This window comes from Sphingobacteriaceae bacterium GW460-11-11-14-LB5, assembly GCA_002151545.1.
Lineage (GTDB): Bacteria > Bacteroidota > Bacteroidia > Sphingobacteriales > Sphingobacteriaceae > Pedobacter.
Genome location: CP021237.1, coordinates 4,270,070 through 4,288,350 on the forward strand (window position 1 = coordinate 4,270,070; position 18,281 = coordinate 4,288,350).

11 protein-coding genes are annotated in these 18,281 nt (G+C 37.3%); 6 read left to right on the forward strand and 5 right to left on the reverse strand.

Annotated features, from left to right (window positions below):
- Nucleotides 1–24: 24 nt before the first annotated feature.
- Nucleotides 25–6,405, reverse strand: coding sequence for a hypothetical protein (locus CA265_17130; GenBank protein ID ARS41283.1), 6,381 nt, complete (start codon nt 6,403–6,405; stop codon nt 25–27).
- Between the two features lie 163 nt (nt 6,406–6,568).
- Here CA265_17130 and CA265_17135 point away from each other — a divergent pair, with 163 nt between their 5' ends.
- Both CA265_17135 and CA265_17140 read left to right on the forward strand, forming a co-directional pair.
- Nucleotides 6,569–7,060 (forward strand): 6,7-dimethyl-8-ribityllumazine synthase, encoded by a 492-nt coding sequence (locus tag CA265_17135; protein ARS41284.1) that lies wholly within the window; start codon nt 6,569–6,571, stop codon nt 7,058–7,060.
- A 325-nt stretch (nt 7,061–7,385) separates the two neighbouring features.
- Entirely contained in the window at nt 7,386–7,718 is a 333-nt protein-coding gene (locus tag CA265_17140) for a thioredoxin family protein (protein ID ARS41285.1), read from the forward strand.
- A gap of 804 nt (nt 7,719–8,522) precedes the next feature.
- Here CA265_17140 and CA265_17145 read toward each other — a convergent pair.
- Entirely contained in the window at nt 8,523–10,040 is a 1,518-nt protein-coding gene (locus CA265_17145; protein ARS41286.1) for a malate:quinone oxidoreductase, read from the reverse strand.
- Between the two features lie 348 nt (nt 10,041–10,388).
- Here CA265_17145 and CA265_17150 point away from each other — a divergent pair, with 348 nt between their 5' ends.
- A complete protein-coding gene (locus tag CA265_17150) occupies nt 10,389–11,729 on the forward strand; it encodes a hypothetical protein (GenBank protein ARS41287.1) in 1,341 nt (446 codons plus the stop codon).
- A 286-nt stretch (nt 11,730–12,015) separates the two neighbouring features.
- On the opposite strand, the gene CA265_17155 is transcribed toward CA265_17150, so the two are convergent.
- Entirely contained in the window at nt 12,016–12,366 is a 351-nt protein-coding gene (locus CA265_17155) for a glyoxalase (protein ARS41288.1), read from the reverse strand.
- 73 nt (nt 12,367–12,439) lie between these two features.
- A complete protein-coding gene (locus CA265_17160) occupies nt 12,440–13,078 on the reverse strand; it encodes a peptide-methionine (S)-S-oxide reductase (protein ARS41289.1) in 639 nt (212 codons plus the stop codon).
- A 314-nt stretch (nt 13,079–13,392) separates the two neighbouring features.
- On the opposite strand from CA265_17160, the gene CA265_17165 reads away from it, so the two are divergent.
- Nucleotides 13,393–14,355 (forward strand): flavonol synthase, encoded by a 963-nt coding sequence (locus CA265_17165; protein ARS41290.1) that lies wholly within the window; start codon nt 13,393–13,395, stop codon nt 14,353–14,355.
- Between the two features lie 134 nt (nt 14,356–14,489).
- Here CA265_17165 and CA265_17170 read toward each other — a convergent pair whose 3' ends face one another.
- Complete coding sequence (locus tag CA265_17170; GenBank protein ID ARS41291.1) at nt 14,490–15,767, reverse strand: hypothetical protein; 1,278 nt, start codon at nt 15,765–15,767, stop codon at nt 14,490–14,492.
- Nucleotides 15,768–15,901: 134 nt separating this feature from the next.
- Here CA265_17170 and CA265_17175 point away from each other — a divergent pair, with 134 nt between their 5' ends.
- Complete coding sequence (locus tag CA265_17175) at nt 15,902–16,744, forward strand: hypothetical protein (protein ID ARS41292.1); 843 nt, start codon at nt 15,902–15,904, stop codon at nt 16,742–16,744.
- 91 nt (nt 16,745–16,835) lie between these two features.
- A complete protein-coding gene (locus tag CA265_17180; GenBank protein ARS41293.1) occupies nt 16,836–18,254 on the forward strand; it encodes an FAD-binding protein in 1,419 nt (472 codons plus the stop codon).
- Nucleotides 18,255–18,281 lie beyond the last annotated feature (27 nt).

Genomic DNA, 18,281 nt, shown 5'->3' on the forward strand with positions numbered 1-18,281 from the left:
ACAGGTCAGGGTGATGGCAATATACTAGGGTTTTACATTTACCCTTATTCCTGCGGAGTGGGTGGTAAACTCTGGCGCATACATACTTTGCAAGCTGGTAATTCCATTCGAAAAATTCCCGGCATGTGTAACCCGCAACGGATACTCGAATACATAGGTTCCTTTTGGCATATAACTGATGAAGAAATTAGTGGAAGCATCTTTTGTACTTTCATAATAACCCAATCCATCCTGATATTTGTAGCGTGAGATGACATTTACAGGTTCAAAACCCGATGACCGCATATCTTTCAAATGAAGATATTCCATATTTCGATCACAATAAATCTCTATGCGCACCTTTAATAAATCGCCCGGCGCTAAAATATTTGTTGCTGTTAATGGCGTTAAAACATCTCCTTTAGTGCTGGTTTTTTGAATAAACAACTGCTTTTTGATCTTAATACCAGTACTGGCCGTGGTTATTTTATCCAATTGCTCAAAATACTGCCAGTAAAGTGCTCCCCAGGCAATTGTTTGGTTGTTATTTTTAACCTGTACTTTACCCATCTCTGGTTTTACGTCAGTACCTGCAATGCTTACCTTTTGATAACCTGTTCCGGCTTCTTTTGTGGCGTTTGGCTCCTGTAAATCGGCTAGTTTTTGATTTCCGATCATAATTTCAGGCGCATTACTTTCACTTAACAGATCGGTACCTTTCATTAACAATGCATAACAGGCGGCGGCAGTAGCTTTGGTTGTTTGCCAATCATTGGTTTGTTTGTTTTTCAGCAGCCAGATTTTCATTTCTTCTACCGCTTTGGTATCATTAGCCACTTCGTCAAATGCCTCAATCAATAAGGCTTGTGTTTCAACCGGACTTTGGTACCACCACCAGCCGGCTCTATTCGTAGCCCAGTACATACCCATTTCATCATTCTGCTGGGCAGTTTGATTTAACAATGTAATGATCTTCTTTGCTTCCCCATGATTACCATTTCTATTTAAAACCAGGGCAGCCTGAGCCAACTGATAGGTATCAAGGGTTTTCCAGGTGGCAGCTAATTTTTTAAGGTAAAAATCTTTGGCTTTGGTAAAATCGGCAGTTGTATTCTTTTGATTGGTATAACTTCTGGCAAAAAGGTAGTGGAGCGGCAAGTATCCAAAACGTTTGCCTTCAACTTCATCCTTATAGTCTTTTACCAATCGCCCGTCAGAATAAATAATGGCTTTATTTAACATGGCATTAAAATTTGGATAAGCTTTTTCGTCGATCAGTTTTAGTTTTTTTAGCTGCCCCATCCCCAAAACGATGTGTTGGGTAATGTATCGATCTTCCTGCATACCATTAAACCATGGAAAAGCCCCGTTATTAAATTGCATTTTCTCCAGCTTTTCGAAATTGTCCTTCAATTCGTAAGTCATTCTGTTTAAATCGAAAAGCACAGCCAAACGTTTTTTACGTTCGTTTTCGTTATCCGCTTGGCGTACCCATGGTGTTTCTTCTAACAAAATTGATTTAAACGCTTGATTTTTTTCCAGGTTAGATAAAAGTGCCTCGCCGTTATTGGTATTTTGCCATTGCTCAAAAACAGTTTTAATTTTTGGTGATGAATTAATGATACCCGTTGCAAAACTATTGGCGTAAAACCGGCTAAACGTTTGTTCAGCACACTCATAAGGGTATTCCATTAAATAGGGTAAGGCCTGTACGGCATACCAAATTGGATTTGAAGTAAACTCGAAAGTTAAACTTTGGTTCCGTAAGGTTTTTGATGCTCCTGATTTCTCCAGTTTCTCAAAATCGAAAGTTTTACTCGTGTTACCACGCACATTTATAGGCATACTTTCTGTAACCAGCATGGCATTTGCCAAAACCGGAATGGTATTTTCCTCCCCATCGCTAAATTTGCCGCTTTGGGCTAAAACTTTATAAGTAATGGCACTAAGGCCTGATGGGATAATTAATGTCCATTTTAAAACGGTATTGCCTGCATCATCAACTTCGAAAGTTTTTTCTGTTTTTTCGTTTGCTCCAAAAATCCGGATGGGTTTTGCCGTTAAGGCATCAGTAAGTTCTAAACTGGCATTGCCAATGAGTTTTTTGCCTGCCAGATTATTCAGTTTGGCACTTAATAGAATAGTATCTCCTTCCCTAAAAAAACGTGGGGCATTGATGGCAATGGCTAACTGTTTTTGCGTAACCAATTCATTGGTGATGTAGGCGGTTTTTAAATCTTTGGTGTGTGCAAAGCCCATCATCTTATATCGGGTTAAACTTTGCGGTATGGTAAATTCAATTTTAATTTCGCCTTTGGCATTGGTTAACAATTGTGGATAGAAAAACGCCAGTTCATTAAAATTGGTACGGGCTGTGATGTTACTGGTTTTTATTTTTCCGCCAACCAACACTTCGCTTAAATTATTACCCTGGTTAGTCGTTCCTGAAACATTAATGTTGCTTATTCCTCTAATCATGACACTACCTCTTGCACCTGGTACACCAGTATTGTTTTGGATATTTAAACCTGCTACTTTACCCTCTAAAGGCGCACTAGCAAGTTGAGTAACAGATCCCGCCAACATTTTCTTTTGCTGTACGGCAGAACCTACAACAACCACTTCATTCAAAGCATTTCCATCTTCTTTCAGGGTTACATCAATCCGCTTTTTATCGCCTATTTTTATAGAATGGCCCTTAAAACCTAAATAAGCAAAACTCAATGTCTCTCCTGCTTTAGCATCAATAGTATAAATCCCCAAAACATTGGTAGTGCTTACCTTTTTGCCAGATTTTACCTGTACACCCGGCAATATTTCACCATAACTGTCGAATACCACACCATAGGTTAATTTGCCATTGGCCAACTCCGCTAATTTCTCAACAGCCTCAGGAGACAGACCTCTTTTTTTGGGTCTTTTCAAATTGTTTATGTAATTGTGGTAACTATAGTTGTAGCCGCCATAATAATTGTAACCGAATAAATTAAGGTTCTCATAAGCCCGTGTAACCACTGCATAATTCCGGTTAGGTCTTAAAAACCATAAATAACTTTGATTTGTGATATCGTTGGCATTATAATTCCAGTTGTAATAATAGTAGTTAAAACCTGTTTGTAAATGCGTATTCCAATCCATTCTTTTCAGATCATCTAAACTTGCATCGTAAAGCGTAGCCACCATTTCGGCCATCTGCTTTTCACCATTTTTATTACTGATCTGCAGTTTCCAGCTTTCTTTTTCGCCAGGTTGCAGTTTATCTCTAAAAGTTAAAAACTTAATATTCAATTCTTTTTCAGGGTCAATAATTTTAACCTGCTGCATCGAATTGTAAACCATACCCTGATGTATCATGGTAAACTGTACCGCGAAACCATCTTCGTAATTTGTCTTTGGCTTAATTTTAACGATGTTTTGTTTAGGAGATAAATCGACCCACACCTTTTCGGCAATGCTGTCCCGGTAATAAACTTCATAATAAGCTTTACTGTTATTGGCCAAACCAGCCAGGCGAAAAACAGCACTTTCAGTTGGTTTAATTACATTTAATTCAGGCGAAATCCATTCGACATTCGATTGTATTACAGCAGGCTGGTCGTTATAAACCACTAAATACTTGTCGACTTTAATGGTATCCTTCTGCTCATTTACAGCCAGCAGGCTTATTTTATAGTAACCTGGTTTTAGGTTCTTTTGACTAAAGGTTAAGTTCCCACGACCATCAATAATCGATAGGTTTTGTTTCAGTTCTACCGATTTTACCGGCCACTTAGCCACTTCGAGTTCGTTGTTATAATCTTCATCAGGAAAATTTTTGATAAACTCATCTTTATTCATGGTATAACCCTCCGCATAAAAAGGGCTTTTATTCATCAACCTGGATGGCGACTGCAATAAACTCCATTTTGCCTGGATGTTGGCTTTTATAGGTTCGTTATTTAAATTGCTTACCCAAAACGCGATGCTATCTGTTTTATTGCTGGTATAAATAACCTGTTCGGTACTGATATTAAGGTTAATATCTTTTTGTCCGACATTAATGCTGGTACTTTTTGTTCGGGTTTCGCCGTTCAAATCCGTTACCTCAATTTCAATATCGTAGCTATAATTTTGTTTGGTATCAGTCGCTTTTGCAAAAAAGGTGATATCAAACTTACCACCTGCTTTGGTACTTGTTTTACCAATGGCAATTTGCTTCCTATCGAAACTACCTGAACCATAAACAGCAATACGCTGTGCATAGTTTAACCGATAATCGTAGATTGCCTTGCGGAAAACCTTATAATTTATTTTCGCATTGTTTATTGAATATCCCGAAAAAGCACTGGCCCTACCTTCTACTTTAATACTATCGTTTAACTTGTATTTTTGAATAGGTTTATCAAAAACAACCTCAAAAGTCGGGCGTTTATATTCCTCAACCTGTACATAAATACTTCCATAATCAGTTTCGATCTGCATATTGCCGTTAAGCTTTCCCATTGGGATACTAAACGAGCCCTGGAAAGTCCCGTAATCGTTACTGGTAACCTTAGCTGTTGCTATTTCTTTTCCATTCGTATCATTTAAAATAACCTCCAGTTCCTTATTTACCTCAATTTTATTTTTGCCCTTTTCAAATTTCATATAGAGGCCTTTGTAATAAATGGTTTGGCCAGGGCGATATATCGGCCTGTCGGTAAAAAGAATCACGCGCTCTTTATCCTCATCATCCTGATAGCCATTGTAATTATTGATGTTGAGTTTCAATTCATCTTTTCCGTGGGTAACCACTACGGAAGACACATTCCTGTCCGTTTCGTTTGTACTCGCATAACCTTTGTCGTTCGTCGTAATTAAATCACCCTCAATAAATTTCCGTGTATTGTAATCGTATCTCCGTTGTTGAATTTTAACATTTTTTAGAGGGGCTCCATCGCTAAGCTGATTCACAAAATATTCTTGTTTTTCAATATTTCGCCTGTTAATCACCGCTATTCCCGTAACCTTAAAGTTAACGTTGCTATAAACGCTATCTTTTTGTTTCCGGTTAATGGTTTGGGCAATTAAGGTATAAGCACCAAATGGCAAACCCTCTATTTTATCAATTAAAGTATGGCCTTGGTAGTCGCCTGTTTTTGGCGTAATTACAGTCCATTGTTTGATTATTTTATTTTTATTGAAAAAAGTCAAAAAATCTGCCTTGTTTTTAAATTGCTCGTACTCAAATTGAGACTCAGGGGTTTTAAATAACCTAAACTGTATGGTATCTGCATTTTTATACGATAGGTGCAGCTGGATTGGTTTATCAGGCAAAACATATCCTTTGGTTTTAGTTGATAATTCACTGCTCTCTATTTGCTGTATTAAATTTCTGGCGTTTTGTGCACCGATACTTTTTGGGTAAGCCTTAACGGCTTTTTCAGCTAAGGCTATCGCTTTAATCAGGTGCTGTTTATTGGTATCAATTGGTAAACCTGCATTTTTCCGCATATTGGCCTGTTCATATAAAATGTCAGCATAAACTTCCGTTTGAATGCTTTGTTCTGCTAACGCGCTTAATGCATTGTAATACAATTCCTGGTTATCGCCTCCGAAATTTTGCTGTACAAACTTTAAACGTTTTAAATCAACATCGGCCAATGCCGATAAATTATTGTTGCCCTGATGAAATGTGATCAGGTTTCTAAACAACAACAGATTCTGCAGTTTAAACGAAGTGCTGTCTGAGGGCAATTCAGCGGTAAGAAAATGCTGTCTATCGCCAAACCAAGTTATATTGTCCGCATCAAACAGTTCATCATCATGTTGAGTGATGTTAATTTGTGAGTTGCTAAAAACTTCGATGGCCCGGTGTGCCAATAGATCGTATAAGGTAGGCCTGAAAACCCGGTTGTTTTGATCACCTGCTAAAACAGCGTCCAAAACATCAACTTTAGTTTGTTGCAAAAGTTGAACTTCCTTTAACGATAAGAGATAGTATTTTACGGTTTCATCGCTCAGTTTTTTAATATTCCAGGTTTTAATATCATCACCAATATCGCCCTGCACCGATGTACGCTGGCTAATTTGCCACCTGTTTTGCTGCAAATAATTCCAATAGGTTTCGGCTAAAAGAGATTGTAAAATACTTTTTTCGGGCTGTTTGGCCGTGCTAATGTCTTCACGAAGATTAATCAGGATTTTATCAAAGGCATTCTCTACCAAATAACCCTGAAACATCATCCTATAAATAACCGATTTAATCAGCAATGGGGTATTACGCTCCTGGCGTGCCTGTTGATTTATTTTTTCAATCAAAGCCAGCGCATCCTTGGGTTTGCCCTGGTTGGCGATAGAATCAATCCGATAAAAATCTGCCTGGGTATACTGGTGCTGTGCTGCCGCCTCGAATGAAAACCAAATGATAAAAAGCAATAAAGCGGAAAAGCGTAAAGATGGGTTCATAAAATAACGTTGAGTTTTAATAGAGATGGGGCAAATACTAAAATTCCATAAAAGATTAATATTTTAAGTGATTATTTACGAATCTAATTATTAATACATTAAATGTTACAAGCCGCAAACATTAACGTTTTTAACATTCGCAGCATAACATTATCTTTGCCCCATGTCAACACAATTAAAAAATCTATCTGATTTCTCTCATACCACCGTTCCGAGTGGAGCAAAGTATAAATTCGGGATTATTGTAGCCGAGTGGAATGCCGAAATTACCGGCGCTTTATACAATGGTGCATTAAAAACGCTTTTAGCCAATGGGGTTAAGGAGGAAAATATAATTTCTTTACCCGTGCCAGGAAGTTTCGAATTAACAGGTGGTGCAGAAATTTTATTGAGCAAAAGAAATGATATCGATGCGGTAATCTGTTTAGGTTGCGTAATTCAGGGCGACACCAAACATTTCGATTTTATTTGCGATGCAGTAGCTCAAGGGGTAACCAATGTTGGCATTAAATACAGTAAACCGGTTATTTTCGGGGTTTTAACCACCAATAACCTGGAGCAGGCGCAAGATCGTGCTGGCGGCAAACATGGCAACAAAGGCGATGAAGCAGCCATTACGGCCATTAAAATGGCTGATTTTTCAGCTCAAATTTAAACTTGCGTTTTAATAATTATTTGTAACTTAGAAGTTTAAAAATTATCAGATCCGATGAAACCATCATGACTAACATGATCGCTTCATCACCATTGAAATAACAAATATATACGGATGAAAAAAGTAGCCATCTTACTATTGGCGGTGTTTTGCACCATTACCATATTAGAATCTTGTTCTTCTAAACTTTGTCCTGCTTATGGATCTTACCCGGAAGGAAAACGCAGAAGGAATTAATCTACCTTATTTGTAATCTCATATTCAGGTCATTTGCAGAACTTTATTTAACTGCAATTGTTGTCCTGTAAACAATACTTATAATAGCATGACTTGGGTTAACTTAACTTCAATGGAACAGCTTGATGAAATCAAAAATGCAAGCGGTTTTAGTCTTATTTTTAAACACAGCACACGTTGCTCCATTAGTTTAATGGCTAAAAAGAATTTCGAATTTGACTGGGACATTATTCCGGCAGATACAAAACTTTACTTTTTAGATTTAATTAGCTACCGTGATATTTCGAACCAGATTGCCGAAGTTTTTCAGGTAGCACATCAATCGCCACAGATTTTATTGATTAAAGATGGCGATTGTGTATTGGAAGCCTCACATAGTGATATTTCCGCTGATGAAGTTGCAGAAGTGATTGCTGCTTAATTAAATACAATAAGAGAAATCATCCTGATCTGATAGCAATCGGATTTATTTCAGGGTTTAAAGCGCTTAAAAACATTTTTAGGCGCTTTTTTTTATTTTAAGGGCTCAAGTTTAAAAATAATTTTATTTCTTTTTGAAAAGCAATGTCCAGTTTGCTATCGGCTACTGTAGTCCTGCTGTGCACTATAGTCCCGGTTGAAAAAACCGGGAGCTGCCGTTCCCATCAGGTTTATTAAGGTAAAGCCTGTGAAGAGAAAAACACCAAACGTTCCTACGGAACGAAAAAAAACATTTTACCACCTTGTTACCCATGAAACGTTCCTAACGGAACGGGATTATTATTAACTTTCGATCTCTTGGCTCAGCGCAAGGATGGCAGGTTTATGAAAACAATGCCTTCGAACAAAGCATCAAACATTCCGGTGGAACGAGAAAACTCGTTTCCACATCTTATCCATCAGCCGTCCATAATGCAACGGGAAGTGATTATTATTGACTTTCGATCTCTTGGCTCAGCGCAAGGATGCAGGTTTATGAAAACAATGCCTTCGAACAAAGCATCAAACATTCCGGTGGAACGAGAAAACTCGTTTTCACACCTTATCCATCAGCCGTCCCTTCGGGACGAATGGTAGGTAGCAAATAACATTTGTTATTTGTGTTCGTTCCGTAGGAACGTTTGGTGATGTAAATGATTAATACCCGATCCCATTACGGTCTGTAAGAACACATACCATGGAAATGCCAAAACAAAAAAGGTCCCGATTTATGTCGGGACCTTGTATATTCTTATTGTGGTTGCAATTAAGCAACTACAACATTTTCTATTTTTAACACTTTTGAGGTTCTGTTTCTGGTTTCTTTGCAAAGATCTGCATCCTGCGCAAGCGATTTTCCATAAGTAGGAATCATCTCCTTAATTTTGGCCTGCCATTCTTCAGTAGCCAAATCATCAGCAAAACAACGGTTTAATAAATCGAGCATAATAGAAACGGCTGTTGAAGCTCCGGGAGATGCACCCAGCAAAGCTGCAATAGAACCATCGGCGGCACTTACCACCTCTGTTCCAAATTCTAAAATACCACCTTGTTTTTCGTCTTTTTTAATTACCTGCACACGCTGACCTGCATATTCCAGTTCCCAATCTTTAAGCTCGGCAGTTGGTAAATATTCTTTCAATGCTTCCAATCTGTCTTCCGGCGACTGCCTAACCTGCTCAATCAGATACTTTGTTAAATCAAGGTTATGCAATCCTGCCGACAGCATCGGGCGGATATTATTAAATTTTATCGATTTTGGTAAATCTAAGAATGAACCATTTTTAAGGAATTTGGTAGAGAAACCAGCATAAGGGCCAAACAATAGCGCCTGCTTACCATTAATCATTCTGGTATCCAGGTGTGGAACCGACATTGGTGGGGCACCAACAGCCGCTTTTCCATACACCTTAGCATGGTGTTTTTTAATAATTTCTTCGTTGGTACATTTTAACCATTGTCCGCTTACAGGGAAACCGCCAAAACCTTTTCCTTCAGGAATGTCTGATTTTTCCAGTAGTGGCAAAGAACCACCACCTGCACCGATAAATACAAACTTAGCTACACGTTTGCGTTTGTCTCCGCTTTCTAAATCCTTAACTTTTACAATCCAGTTGCCGTCTTTATTCTTTTTAAGGTCGCGGATTTCGTGGTTGAAATACAGATTAACGTTACTTTGTTCCTTTAAGTTGTTAAACATGTCGCGGGTTAACGTACCAAAGTTAACATCGGTACCTAAATCCATTTTAGTAGCCGCAACTTTTTCGCTTTTTTTACGGCCATCCATAATCAAAGGTGCCCAGTTTTTGACCAACTCGGTATCTTCGGTATATTGCATATCGCTAAACAAATCGCATTGGGTTAATGCGTCGTAGCGTTTTTTAAGATATTCTACATTCTTTTTTCCCCAAACAAAACTCATGTGAGGAATATTGCGAATAAAATTACAAGGATCTGAAACCAATCCCTTGTTCACTAAATATGACCAGAACTGCTTAGAAACCTCAAAATGTTCTGCAATCTGAACCGCTTTTTTTATTTCAACTGTACCATCCTTCTTTTCGGGTGTATAGTTTAATTCGCAAAAAGCAGAGTGTCCCGTTCCGGCATTATTCCAGGCATCAGAGCTTTCTGCCGCCGCAATATCTAAACGTTCGTAAATTTCTATGCTTAAATTGGGTTCTAATTGTTTTAACAAAACACCCAGGGTTGCACTCATGATGCCAGCCCCTATTAAAATTACATCAGCGTCAGTTTTACCAACTGTCTTTTTCTTTTTTGTCATCTTAGCTTAAAGGAGTTACAAATTTAGGATGATTTTAAACATCCCACGAATTTTAAGGCATTAATTCTGAAAAAATTGCCAAAAAATTAGAAATACTTTCTGTTTTTTGACAACTTCTAATCAAATTTTAATCCAAAAAACTGTCCGGCCAGGAACAAACATCAAAAGACATGAACGCACTATTAAAAGCTCATTATTAATTTGCTAATCACGCTACCTAATTTTTTAAAATATTTGTCATTTTAGATTCAAATGGCTTAAAAAAATTAAATTTTAATAAACAGCCCTGCCTTTTCACAGGTTAAATGCAGAAGATGTTTACAGTTCTTGTTTTTTTTCTCTCCTAAAATGTTTTTTTATACCTCTATTTGTTTAAAAAATTACCTCATGAAGAATTTAGTTTTATTTTGCACTGTACTTTTTTTAGCTGCCTGCTCTGGTGATAAAACAGATCAGGTGCTGCTCGATCTTGACAAGAAGAAATTGACAGCAAACATTAACTATGATAAAATCATCTTTTATAAGTTCGCTAAAATAGCTGTCCGTTCAACTGCAGTTCAAGATACAACTCAACCCGAATATCAAAAATTCAGTAAACAGGCACAAAGTGTTGTTCGTACCTTAAATAAGGTGAACGGAAATGGCGACGAAAATATTTCAGTAATAGACGCCTTAAGGCTGTATAAAGAATACCGCTCGGTTAAACAATTTGTGAAAGAAACCGACGAAGATGTTTTCCCGCTTTTAACAGCTGGATTTATTGCAATGAAGACTGGCGTTAAAACACCGGATCCTTTTTTTAAAGACCTAAAAAAGGTTTACTATCAAAACATTGAACATGCCATTTTAAGTATGGCAGTTTTAACCACCAGAGATTTAGGGCAGCCTTTTGCATTATATGAATGCGCTAAAACTCAGCCAGAGTTGCTGGATGATTGCGAAGTTAAAACCTTGCTCGAATTTGTCCGTGGCTTTCTGTTTTTTGGCAATAATCTTTTTTACCTGTCAGAAGATGGTCTCTCGCGAAATATTAAATGGCTTGATAAAAATGAGAAAATTCCACTCCCCTACACGAAAGCCTTTTTTGGCTGGAGCCGCTTAAATGATGAACAAACCCATGTTGCCTTTCATGGCATGAACTACCTTTTCAGAGGTTTTGACCGGATGAGAATGGAGCGCAAAATTGATGAGGAGCGATCGCTTGAAGATTTTGAGGCTTTTTTAAACGACATGAATAAACTCGGCGTCCAAAATGAACTGGTTTGGGGGATAACCGCTTACCTGAATTTAAAAAAAGAAAGACCAGAGCAGTCGCTTCCGGCATTAGAAAAGCTAAGCAAAAGCCCATTATTTTCTAACAGTGAACGTGAAGCCCTGCAGCAAACCATTGTCTATGTAAAAGATCGTAAATCAGATAAGGCACTAACAGGAGTATACGACAAAGCATTTATAGGCAAAATTGCCACCAAATATATGATCGCACTGCTATCGAAGGTTGATTGGGAAAAACTGATGAAGCAACAGGGAGTTCCTTATACTAAAGAAGTATTTGCCGGCATCGGCAAATTTAAAGCGCTTTCCAATTCGGTGAGTGAGTACACACAACCTTCAACCATCGAAAAGGGTAAAAAAGAGATTGGCAAGAAAGGCAGCGAGCTGCTCGAAAAAGCTAAAGGGTTTTTGAACTAAAAGGTAGTTTTTCATTTAGATTGGAGCGCAGTCCTGAACTTAGGGCGAGAGCTTTTTAACTTTCTTTGGAAAGTTAAAGATTTTACTTCGCAGTGTCTTCGGGTTCTCGCCTACGCCATTACTAACAGATTCCAATAAAGCGGTCGTCCTTCCCGCGCATGCGGGAAGGACGACCGCTTTATTGTATTAAGATTCCCAATCGAGTTGGGAATGACGATATCCAGAGAGGTATCACCTACTTAAAATTACCTATGCATTTATTGACCTTTAGGCAATAAATTAGATCTCAGTAGTGACTTAAAATATTAACCAATTTACCAAATGGATCTCGGGTATAGAATCGCCTGACGCCCCATGGCTCATCAGCCGGACCGTATTCGACAGGAAACCCGGCGGCCTTAACCTTCTTCAAGATATCATCAACATTTTCAACTTCAATGGATAGATCTGGTGTTGGGGTACCTGATCCACCTTCAGCGGCAAAACTGATCTGTACATCCATTTTTTGGCCAGCAGCGCCATAGGTTGCAATCCAGCCGTGATCCATCATTAAATCCAGCCCCAATACATCCTTGTAAAAACTTGCTGCTTCTGCAATTTTTTGAGTATCGATATTAAGCACTATTCTTTTTACCATAAACAGAAGTTTAAATTCCTAAGATAACAAAAAGCCCTGCAATGTTTATTGCAGGGCTAGTCAACCACGCTTATCAGTTTTTAAGCTTCGCTTTAAATATCTTTTCCAGTTTCTCTATTTTTGGCTGGATCACCAACCTGCAATACGGTTCACTTCCATTTTTATTGAAATAATTCTGGTGATAATTTTCGGCGACATAAAAAGGTTTGGCCGCTTCTATAGCGGTTACCACTTTCTTGCCATAGGCATTGGTTTTATTCAATTCTGCCTTGTATTTTTCGGCCAAAGCTTTTTGTTCTGCTGAATGGTAAAAAACTACCGAGCGATATTGTGTACCACTATCTGCCCCCTGGCGGTTTAATGTAGTTGGGTCATGGCTTTTCCAAAAAACTTCTAACAAGTCATCATAAGAAATCACCAGTGGATTGTAGGTTATTTCTAAAACTTCTGCATGACCGGTAGCACCGGTGCATACTTCTTCGTAAGTTGGATTGGTTAATGTACCGCCTTCGTAACCCGATTTTACCGACACGACACCTTTTAACCGCTGAAATATAGCTTCGGTGCACCAAAAGCAGCCCATACCGAAAGTAGCCTTTTCCGTCTTTTTCCCTTGTGCATTAGCCTGGTTAAGGGCCAGTACTGCTAACAGAACTAAAATTATTTTTCTCATTTTGTGTTTATTTATTTTTACCTGTAATGAGGCTATCATGATTTTTTTGCTCTATTACTTGCAAAATGCAAATCATGATGGTTTCATGTGTGTTTTTATTTTATTAGTCGCAAATACCCCATTTACCTTACAGCTTGTTTATGTTATTTCCATTTAATTATACGAAATTAAATAAACTGTAGTTTGCATTTAAATTATAATGGATTTAGTGTGACAATCGAATATCACCTGGATTTTGCAATTTTGTTAATAACTTAAAAACCTGTATATTAATTCATTAAATACTTAAGATCCAGCCGAAATGCAGTTATTAACAATTCTTTTTAAATTCGTATAACATTAAATATAAAATTATGTCTACACCGTATATTCCTTGTTTAGATTTAGGCTCTTACATCAATGGTTCAGCAGAAGACCGCAAAAAGTTTTCGGATGAATTGGGCCGTGCATTTAACGATTCGGGTTTTGTTACCATCACCAACCATGGTTTAAGTCAGGAATTAATTGATAAACTTTACGAAAACATTAAAGCGGCCTTTTCGTTACCTGTTGAAACCAAAAGGAAATACGAGAAACCAGAATTGGCAGGCCAGCGCGGTTATACCAGTGCCGGTAAAGAAACCGCTAAAGGCGCTAAAACTCCAGATTTAAAAGAATTCTGGCAAATCGGACAGGAAGTAACTGATGGCGATCCGGTTAAAAATGAATACCCTGATAACGAAATTTTGGAGGAATTACCTGAATTTAACCAGGTAACCGGCGACATTTATAAAAAACTGGAAGAAAACGGAACACATTTATTACGTGCCATTGCAACCTATTTAGAATTACCCATCAATTATTTCGACAAACATGTTCATAACGGAAATTCGATTTTGAGAGGCATCCACTACTTCCCGATCGAAAATCCTGAAACCATTCCTGATGATGCAGTTCGTGCAGGCGCACATGAAGACATTAACCTAATCACCTTGTTAATCGGTGCCAGTGCAGATGGTTTAGAAGTATTAACCCGCAGTAATGAGTGGTTACCAATTAAAGCACACCATACCGATATTGTAGTGAATGTGGGCGATATGTTACAGCGTTTAACCAACAATAAATTAAAATCGACGACACACAGGGTGGTAAACCCTCCTCGTGAACTAATGAAAACTTCACGCTTTTCGGTTCCATTTTTCTTACATCCACGTAGCGATATGGACTTAACCAGTTTACCATCAACCATTGATGCTGAACATCCTAAAGCTTATAGCGATATGACCGCAGGAGAATATTTAGATGAAAGATTAAGAGAAATTGGATTGAAAAAGTAGTTGGGCTTGGGAGTTCTCAGTTTGGAGTTCTGGCAAATCACAAATAGAAAATTTAAAGGCATCGGTTAAAAAACCGGTGCTTTTTTGTTATTTAGATTTATACGTAACAAATCTTTATTCCCTACCAATATTGATTAAGGTTCATAATCGTCAGGTAACAAAGTTGAAATCCCATAAATAGATGAAAAAAAACCAGTGAGCCTAAGCCCTTTTGAAATCCCGTTAACTTTAGGGTTAATGATTACTTCTTTACGTTTTAATTCAACAATCGATTTATTAACTTCATATATATTTTTATCCCTATGGTCCTGAAATTTGTTAGGATACAGGTTATTTTTCACAGAACGATATATGTCAGCATCTATCGGTTTTGTGAAAGTTACTGACAGTAGTGTATCTTTTGTTTTAAATATGGTATTTCCGCTGCTATTTACCGTTTTAAAATCATCGGAATTAAGCAAATTAATTGATAGCGTTTCAAAGTTATCAGGCTCATTGAAAATTTTTTTATAATAGGCAGAAGAATCGCCAAGCGCTGTGCTGTTTTTATTAACAATAAATTCGCTTTTCCTTGCATAATCTAATTGCGCTATAATTTTCAATACCCTTGCTTTCTCAGTATTCTTGCTTCGAGTAATACTACGCACTTCAAAACCTTCCGTACTGATGGTGTTACTATAAACCGATCTAAGAAAATGAATCATAGAGCCATAGTAAGATGCATTTCTTAATTTCGTCTTCTTATCTGACAATTCTTTATCGTTTAATTCCCTAAAAAAAGATTTTCCGACAAGGCTCCTTCCTAAGGATGAAAGTTCAAAATTTTGCAAATCATATTCGACAATATATCCTAAGGCTTTATTTAAAATAACGATCGGTCTCTTAGCAACGGCCTTCATCCCACGAGTTTCCTTGATATACCTCAACTCAATATCTTCTTTATTCTGTATGACACATTGATCTGAATATGGTGTTACCCCTAAAAAACCGTCTTTAAATTTCTGCCAGTTTTTTGGATTTCTTGAATCCAGAACAATATAATCAGCACCTATTTTAACTTCATCAAGCTCTTGTGTTTTCTGTTTTAACTTAAAATCGAGTTTTAATGGCAATTGAGATGAAGAAAATGAATAAGATATTGTTTCATATCCAACAAATGTAATCACAAGTTCCTGCGTGCCTAAAGGGATATTATCAAACGAAAAAAAACCTTCCTCATTTGACATACGACCAATTGTGGTATTGTTAATATAGATATTTGCTCCCGCAACTGCCTTACCGCTATCATTATCAATTATTTTTCCAGAAAGCATATTTTGCGCCAACAAAACTTGGGGTAGAAAAATTAATAAAAATAAAATAGTCTTTTTAGGCAAAATCATATGTAATATTATTTGTGTAATCTTACACATTTTTCGCTTAATTTACCCCAAATAATTTGGCTTTCTGGTCATATGCTTTCAGAAATCTCTAACAGAACCTAACGAAAGTTTAGGGGTTAAAATGGGTTGAGAAGAGCTAATTTGCTTTTTTTATTTATCATAATATGTATACAACACGATTAGATATCTTCGCCAAAATTGAGGGAATTGGCTCTGCCTCAGGGTTATTCGCAAGTGGAAATTTGCTTTACATTATAGGCGATAACAGTGCTTATTTAAATGCATACAACATTAAAACCAAACAGCTTCGCAAGATCCAGGTATTATTTAACACAGGACTAAAGCAGCTGGAAAACATTCCTAAATCATTAAAACCCGATTTCGAAATCCTTTGTCAGCACGATGATAAATTATACCTTTTAGGTTCTGGTTCAACTCCAAAAAGAAACCTGATGATCGAATTCGACCTGAAAACTCAAAAAGTTATTCAGAAAGACCTGACCGAAACCTACACCAGACTTAAAGCTATTGCTGAAATAGATGATCAGAATTTGAACCTCGAAGGGGCAATTTTTACGGGTAAGGAGTGGCTGCTTTTTAACCGTGGCAACGGGATCAATGCAAAGAATGGCATATTTAAAATCCCTGGAGCAGATTTAACCGACACCAACCAAATTAAATTTAACAGTTTTAAACTCCCCAATATTGATCATGTGGAATCATCTTTTACGGATGCAACACGGGTTAAAAATGAAATATTTTTCATTGCTACTGCTGAAGACACCAAATCGACTTATGCCGATGGCGAAATTCTGGGCAGTTTTGTTGGCAGTATTAACCTGCCAACCTTAAAGTTAAACTTTAGCAATAAAATCTCTGATCAACATAAATTCGAAGGCATTACTTTATTAAGCCAGGACGAGCATAACACCACTTTTCTCTTATGTGAAGACCGTGATACGGAGGAGCTTAAAACAGTAATTTATAAGTTGGTAATCAATTTTTAGGTGAAAGAGTTGTCAACTTTCTGGCAGATTGGCTATTAAAGTTAACACCTCTTTCATTTGTTTATAAACATAGAAAAAACACCTGACTACCATGAAACGTACAGCTCTCAGCATTTTTCTAATTCTCATCTCTTTACTTTTTGCTTGTCATACTGATCAACCAGTTGCACAAAAAAACACAGTAAACGATGTTACACAACTAAATCCTATAAAAGTTGCTAAAATAATTACGCCACAAACTTCCGCTGAAATTATTAAAGCAGTTAAAACCCAGAATGGACCGATCTGCATAGGGGGAGGCCAATTTAGTCAAGGTGGGCAAACGGCCACAGAAAATGCTTTGCAAATTGATATGAGAAAGTTAAATCGAATATTAAGTTTCTCAAAAGAAAGAAAGGAAATTACAGTTCAGGCAGGAATAAGATGGCGTGAAATAATTCAGTTTATAGATCACTATGATTTATCGGTTAAAATTATGCAGACTTACGCAAATTTCACGGTTGGCGGTTCGCTCAGTGTTAATGTTCATGGCCGTTATGTTGGACAGGGACCAGTAATTTTATCAGTTAAAAGTTTTAAGATTGTTTTAGCTGACGGAAGTTTCATCACCGCAAGTCCAACGGTTAATAGCAAGGTTTTTTATGCAGCTATAGGTGGCTACGGCGGAATTGGCGTAATCACCGAAGTAACCTTATTACTAACAGAGAATTATAAAATTCAGCGAAAAGACACTTTGATGGATATCGCTGCTTACAAGCAGTTTTTCTTTTCTACCATTAGAAATAAGCCTCAATTTGTATTTCATAATGCAGATATATATCCCAATAATTACACCAAAGTTAGGGCGGTTACTTATACCAAAACCGAAAAGAAATTAACTGTAACCGAGCGCTTAAAACCAAACGACAAAAACTTTGGGCTGAAAAGATTTGCAATGAAAGTTGTAGCCAGTTCTGATTTTGGAAAGTGGCTAAGACAACACCTGATAGACCCCATACATTATACAGGTAAAGTTGTTGAGTGGAGAAATTATGAAGCTACCTACGATGTAAAGGATCTAGAACCCAATTCAAGAAAAAAAGCAACCTATGTTTTACAAGAATATTTTACACCAATAAATCATTTTGAGTCCTTTTATCCAAAGATGGTCAAAGTGCTAAAAGATAATGATGTAAATGTAATCAATATTTCAGTAAGGCATGCGAATAAGGATTCTGGATCGTACCTCGCCTGGGCTAAGGAAGAAGTTTTTGCATTCGTAATTTATTATAAGCAGGAAGTATCTGATGCAGAAAAAGTAAAAGTAACCAAATGGACAAGAGCTTTGATTGATGCATCTTTATCTGAAAAGGGCACCTACTATCTTCCCTACCAAATACAGGCTACTCAATCACAGTTTTCAAAAGGCTATCCGAATGCAGAAGCATTTTTTAAACTAAAGAAAAAATACGACCCAGACTATAAATTTAGAAATAAACTTTTTGATGCTTATTATAGACCTAAAGATTAACGATTTAAAAAGGGCGGGCCATTTGAA

Bases quoted from the DNA above. Each gene is read 5' to 3' on its own strand.
- CA265_17165 (ARS41290.1), top strand. From the start codon at position 13,393: ATGTCTACACCGTATATTCCTTGTTTAGATTTAGGCTCTTACATCAAT.
- CA265_17180 (ARS41293.1), top strand. From the start codon at position 16,836: ATGAAACGTACAGCTCTCAGCATTTTTCTAATTCTCATCTCTTTACTT.
- CA265_17155 (ARS41288.1), bottom strand. From the start codon at position 12,366: ATGGTAAAAAGAATAGTGCTTAATATCGATACTCAAAAAATTGCAGAA.
- CA265_17145 (ARS41286.1), bottom strand. From the start codon at position 10,040: ATGACAAAAAAGAAAAAGACAGTTGGTAAAACTGACGCTGATGTAATT.
- CA265_17140 (ARS41285.1), top strand. From the start codon at position 7,386: ATGACTTGGGTTAACTTAACTTCAATGGAACAGCTTGATGAAATCAAA.
- CA265_17175 (ARS41292.1), top strand. From the start codon at position 15,902: ATGTATACAACACGATTAGATATCTTCGCCAAAATTGAGGGAATTGGC.
- CA265_17135 (ARS41284.1), top strand. From the start codon at position 6,569: ATGTCAACACAATTAAAAAATCTATCTGATTTCTCTCATACCACCGTT.
- CA265_17150 (ARS41287.1), top strand. From the start codon at position 10,389: ATGTTTTTTTATACCTCTATTTGTTTAAAAAATTACCTCATGAAGAAT.
- CA265_17130 (ARS41283.1), bottom strand. From the start codon at position 6,405: ATGAACCCATCTTTACGCTTTTCCGCTTTATTGCTTTTTATCATTTGG.
- CA265_17170 (ARS41291.1), bottom strand. From the start codon at position 15,767: ATGTGTAAGATTACACAAATAATATTACATATGATTTTGCCTAAAAAG.
- CA265_17160 (ARS41289.1), bottom strand. From the start codon at position 13,078: ATGATAGCCTCATTACAGGTAAAAATAAATAAACACAAAATGAGAAAA.